4 protein-coding genes are annotated in these 5,551 nt (G+C 60.3%); 2 read left to right on the top strand and 2 right to left on the bottom strand.

The features are described from left to right. The coding region (locus AB5405_RS08740) for a coiled-coil domain-containing protein (protein ID WP_368138214.1) at positions 1 to 3,305 on the bottom strand (3,305 nt) is incomplete at its 3' end. Between the two features lie 139 nt (positions 3,306 to 3,444). On the opposite strand from AB5405_RS08740, the gene AB5405_RS08735 reads away from it, so the two are divergent. Both AB5405_RS08735 and AB5405_RS08730 read left to right on the top strand, forming a co-directional pair. Next, a complete protein-coding gene (locus AB5405_RS08735; RefSeq protein WP_368138213.1) occupies positions 3,445 to 3,663 on the top strand; it encodes a helix-turn-helix domain-containing protein in 219 nt (72 codons plus the stop codon). A 188-nt stretch (positions 3,664 to 3,851) separates the two neighbouring features. Next, entirely contained in the window at positions 3,852 to 5,117 is a 1,266-nt protein-coding gene (locus AB5405_RS08730) for an ATP-binding protein (RefSeq protein ID WP_161145597.1), read from the top strand. An 84-nt stretch (positions 5,118 to 5,201) separates the two neighbouring features. Here AB5405_RS08730 and AB5405_RS08725 read toward each other — a convergent pair whose 3' ends face one another. Beyond that, positions 5,202 to 5,519, bottom strand: coding sequence for a BspA family leucine-rich repeat surface protein (locus AB5405_RS08725; protein WP_260699964.1), 318 nt, complete (start codon positions 5,517 to 5,519; stop codon positions 5,202 to 5,204). Between the last annotated feature and the right edge of the window lie 32 nt (positions 5,520 to 5,551).

Genomic DNA, 5,551 nt, shown 5'->3' with positions numbered 1-5,551 from the left:
GCCACGAGGACGGTACCGCCGATGACGAACGTCTCGCCGATGAGTCCCGCGCGGTCACCGGTCTGGGCGAGGCTGCCGGGCTGGGCGGTATCCGTGCCGGCGAGGTGCTTCGGGGTGTATGCCGCCTGCTGCTTTGCTGCCTCCTCTGCCTTCTGTCGTGCAATCTCATCGGAAAGCTTCTGCTCCGCTGCGATGCGGTCGGACTTCGCCAACTCGTAGGCGGCGAGTGCCGCATCATAGCCGGACTGGAGCCCGTCCACCGCGGCCTGCTTCTCGTCCAGGATAGCCTTGGCGGGCGCGACCTTGGCACGTGCCTCGACTGCTGCGACGAAAAGCGCGTTGAGGGCGTCATCCGCGTTCACATCATGACCGGAAGCGATCGCCGCGCCGGCATCGATGGAGTTCAGCTTCGACAGCTTGGCGTCTGCCTGCGCCTTTGCCTGCTCGGCGGCGGAGACCAGGGACTCGGCGGCGATGGCATCCGCCTTCACGGCATCGAGGGCGGCCTTGGTGTCATTGACGGCCTTTACTGCATCCTGCTCGCGCTGCTGTGCCTCTGCGAGCTTCGCGGCAAGACCGGTGAGGATGTCGAGGTTCGACTGTGCGTCATCGAGATCGGTCTGGGAGCCGGTAAGCCTGTCGGCGGCAACGCCGGCGTCGGTCTTTGCGGCATCGACGGCACGCTGGGCATCCGCGAGGGCGCGTGCGGTGGCGTCCGCCTTTTGCTCGGCGGCGGCGAGGACGGTCGCCTTCTCGACCTGATCGGCTGCCGCCGCGTCATGGACGCTCTTTGCTGTATCGAGCGCCTTCTTGGCGTCGGCGACGTCTTGGAAGAACTTCGCGAGATCGGCGTTCGCATCCATGACGTCCTGCTGCTTGGCCTCGGTGTCCGCCTTGGCGGAATCCAGCTTGGTCTGTACGGTCGTTACGGCTGCGTTGGCGGCATCAAAGGCGACCTGCTTCTGCTGGACGGTCGACTTTGCCGTATCGACTGCCGCGTTGGCGGCATCGAGGTCCGATTTCGCCGCATCAAGCTCGGTCTGGGCATCCGTGACGCCCTGCTGCTTGGCGGCGACATCAGCCTTTGCGGCATCGGCGGCACGCTGGGCATCGGCAACACCCTGCTTCGCGGCATCGACACCTGCCTGTGCGGAATCCACCGCGACCTGCTTCTGCTGGACGGTTGTGGCGGCGCCGGCGGCTGCCTGCTTCTTGGATGCGAGATCGGCCTTGGCTGCGTCGAGTGCGCTCTTGGCGTTCTTGAGGCCGTTGATATAGGAGGTCAGCTTCTGCTCGTACTCGTCGACGGACATGGGGTTCATGTTCCAACCGGAGCCTGCCCAACCCAGGTTTGCGGTATCGAAGCTGTCGGTCTTCCAGCCGTTCATGGTTCCCTTGCTGCAGACTGCCATGCCCATATAGCCGATTTCAGGGCTGATGACATGCAGGTAATGACCGACGGTTGCGGGATATCCGGCAACCTTAAAATGCTGATTGACATAGGATTCAATCCCACTATGCGACTTGTAGAAGTCTGCGGCATCCTTACCGATTAGACCGGTGACGCCATAGAGCTCCTGAACCGCCTGATCGAAGAAAGCTTTTTCTTGGTCCACCCACTGCGGTTTCGGATCGGTTCCATAGTTCCATGCGAGGTTTTCGCTCGTATCAAACTGCATGGAATGCCCAAACTTGACATCGGAATAGTTCGCGTTGGCAATCGCCGCCGCAATGAGCTTGTACGTGACTTGGAGCTCAGAGAGACCGACGGACTTGCGATACTCGTTGATGGACTTCATGTACGGGATTGCCGCGAGCATGTTGTCGAGACTAGTCGCGTCGAGGCTGTTCCCCACCTCGGTGTAGTCCTTGTATGTGCAGTTCTGGATGATCTCGATGGCTGAATCGGCACCCATGGCGCGGAAGAAGCCGATGGCTCCCTGCTTGAGCTGCGCGTCGGCGGAATCGAGTTTCGCCTGGGCCTCGTCGACCTTCTGCTGCGCGGCGGTTACGGCGGCGTCTGCGGTATCCTTTGCGGCCTTGGCGTTCGCGAGCTCTACGTCTGCGGTTGCCTTGGCGGACTCTGCGTCCTTGACAGCCTGCTTCGCGGCATACAGCTTGGCGACGGCGTCGGCATTCACCTGCTTGGCCGCATCGAGACCGGCGTTCGCGGCATCGAGAGCGGACTGGGCGGCGTTCACACCGGATTCGGCATCGGCCGCGGCCTGCTGCTTTACGGAGAGGGCCACCTGGGCATCATTCAGGTCGGTCTGTGCCGTTGCTGCAGCGGACTGTACCTGCTCGAGCTCGGACTCGCACTGGGACTGCACCGCTCGTGCGGCAGCGAGGGCTGCCTCCGCGTCCGCGACCTTCTGTTTTGCCGCATCGTACTCCGGGCCGCTGGCGCCTGCCTCCGCTGCGGCGAGGTCGGCTTTCGCCTTCTCGTAGGCGGCGCTGGCGGCTGCGGCCTTCGCATCCGCCGCGTCCTTGTTCTGCTTGGCTGCAGCGAGGACGAAATCGGCGGAATCCTTTGCAGACTGGGCCGCAACCAGCTTGGACTGGGCATCGACAAGCGTCGCGTTGGCGTTGGCGAGATTGGCCTGTGCCCTGTCCACGGCAGCCTGGGCGTCGCGCACGGCCTGCTCGGCGGCACTGATTGCCTCCGGGGTGGCGCTTACGGCATCTGCCTTGGCTTTATCGAGGGCGTCCTTGGCATCCTGGGCCACCTTGAGGGCGGACTGGTACGCCTCGTCCTTCTCGGACGCATCCGCCTTGGCGTCTGCGAGACCCGCCTTCGCCTGCTCGAGGTCCTTGCCGGCGGCATCGGCGGCGTCCTTGCCCTCCGCGACCTGACGGGCGTACTCGTCCATCGCCGCACGGTCGGCTGCCGTGCCGGCGCTGACGGCCGAATCGTAGGATGCCTTGGCCTGGTCGCGGGCGGAAGCCGCCTCGTTGTAGGGACCGGCGGCCTCATCGTAGGATGCCTTGGCGGCGTCCTCCTTCGCCTTCGCCTCGTCGACTGCCTTCTGCAGGTCCGCGATGGTCTGTGCGACGGATTTCGTGCCGTTACCGGATGCCGCGCCGGCGTGGGCGGCGATCGGCGACATCACGGCGGGGTGCTGCGTGCCCCCGTCACCGGTCTGGGCGAATGCCGTGAACGGTGAGATGAGGCTCGATCCGGTCATGGCAGCCATGGTCGCCGCGGTGACGGTCAGACGCGCGATCCCCTTCGGGGCGTGAATCTTTTTGCTTGGCAGTGCGGCGAAGTGATCGCCACCGGCAGCGAAATGCTTTCCCTGAGTCATTGTGCTGTTCCATTCCTTTTCCGTGCCCTATCCGACTGGGCATCAGAGTGCTTTCCAATAGAGGTAATTATGCGCCTTAACTGGGATTGTTGTATATAGTCCGTTGGCATAAATACAACAATCCATGACTCTTTTTGTCATGGATACGACGCTTCAGAAATCATTCGGCATGAGATGCAAAGAGCTCCGCGGTGGACTCGGGTGCAGTCAGGAGCAGTTCGCCAATTTGATTGAAATGGATCGTTCCTACTACGCGAGCATTGAAGTCGGGCGGCGTAATGTCAGCCTTTCAAATCTCAAGAAGATTGCCGACGGATTTCAAATCAGCATTGCTGAACTCATGAGAGGCGTCAGCTAAATTTATCCGTCTCATAGTTCACAGTGGGTCTCGTTGATTAGTGCCTTAAGAAAATGGAAATCGTCCCAACGAGCTATCGTCAATCGTCCCAATAAATTACCGTCAATCGTCCCAATAAGTAATCGTTATTTGTCCCAACGACGCAGATAAACGCTATAATTTCAAATGAATGATTGGAGGGAAAGCAGATGGATAGGTATATAGGACGTTGTGTTGACTGCTTGGTCGAGCGCGACCTTGGCATTTTTGGTGCAGTGCTCATTCAGGGGCCGAAATGGTGTGGAAAGACAACGACAGCTCAGAGATTTGCCGAGTCATCGTTATCTCTCTCCGACCCATCTGGCGGTTTTGCGGCCCTCCAGCTCGCTCGTCTCGATCCGGCCCAAGCAATTGTCGGACCGACCCCGAGGCTTGTCGACGAATGGCAGGAAGAGCCGAAGCTATGGGATGCCGTGCGATTCGAATGCGATGTCAGGGGAGGGGAGCCAGGACAGTTCATTCTCACCGGATCTGCGACGCCGCGAGCCGAGAACCAGCCGATGCACAGCGGTGTGGGTCGAATCGCCCGTTTGCGGATGGATACCATGACGCTTTTCGAGCTCGGTATTTCGTCGGGAGCGGTCTCGCTTGGTGCGCTGCTCGATGGCGATTCCGTTGCGGCGTCACTCGGATCCATCGCCGGTATCGCCGGTATCGCGGATTTGCTCTGCCGCGGCGGTTGGCCCCAAGCGGTCGGTAAGACAACTGCCGACGCAATGCGGATAGCCGCCGCCTATATTGACGGTGTTTGCGAGTCTGACGTTTCGAGGGCGGATGGAGTGAAACGCGACCCGGTTAAGGTAAGGGCCTTGCTCTCGTCGCTTGCACGCAATGAATCGACTCTCGCCGGCATGAGGTCCATCGAAAGGGATTTGGGTGTTGACGTCTCAAAGAATACGATTACCGGCTACATGGACGCGCTGCGCCGTATCAATATCGTCGACGATGTCCCCGCGTGGCATCCGGCTCTCAGGTCGCCGGTGAAGTTGCGGCAGGGCGCGAAGCGGCACCTTGCGGACTCATCGCTCGCCGTCGCCCTCATCGGTGCGGATCCGGAGTCGTTGTCATCCGATCCGAAGACCCTTGGCTTGCTCTTCGAATCCCTTGTGCTACACGATCTCAAGGTTTACGCGGCGGCCAGCGATGCGACCGTATCTCACTACCACGACGCTGACGACCTAGAGGTCGACGCGATTGTCCATCGTCGTGACGGCTCGTGGGTTGCCGTTGAGGTCAAGCTCGGGAGCCCCCAAGTCCCAGAGGCAGTGGAAAATCTGCTTCGACTTGAGCGAAAGCTGGTCGATCGCGGGGAGAGGCCGCCTGCGGCGAAACTCATCGTCATCGGGTTTGGTATGCCGGCTCACGTAACTAGCGAAGGCATCGTTGTTGCTCCGGTCGATACGCTCGGAATCTAAATTATTGTTATTTGCATTTCCAGAAATCCTCTATCTAGACGCCTCCTAGAGGATTTCTGGAAACAACCGGTATTTTGATCTGGGCTACGAAAGGTTACGGGTCCAGATTCCGTGCTGCGTGGAGCCGGTGATTTTGTTCAGGAACTCGCGCTGCTCCTCGGTTGCGAGGATGTAGGTAGAGCAGCCACTGAGCATCTGGTCGACGTCTGTGATTCCGGACGCCTCCCATCCCAAGATGCTGACGGCCTTGAGCGTCAGGCAGTTGAGGAACATGTAGGACGTGTTCTCGACGTTCGAGGCGTCAAGACGGTCGAGATCAAAAAGCTCCGTGACGCTTGAGCATCCCCTGAACATGCCCTCCAGGGTCGTGCAATCCGATGTATCGAGTTTCGATAGGTCGATTGGGTCAGACCGTCGAACAGGTATCTACCGCT

It is taken from the genome of Collinsella aerofaciens (assembly GCF_040920445.1).
GTDB classification, from domain to species: domain Bacteria; phylum Actinomycetota; class Coriobacteriia; order Coriobacteriales; family Coriobacteriaceae; genus Collinsella; species Collinsella aerofaciens_BH.
This window is presented reverse-complemented; position numbering and strand designations above follow the sequence as displayed.

Coding starts and splice junctions, on each gene's coding strand:
- AB5405_RS08735 (WP_368138213.1), top strand. CDS start 3,445: ATGGATACGACGCTTCAGAAATCATTCGGCATGAGATGCAAAGAGCTC.
- AB5405_RS08730 (WP_161145597.1), top strand. CDS start 3,852: ATGGATAGGTATATAGGACGTTGTGTTGACTGCTTGGTCGAGCGCGAC.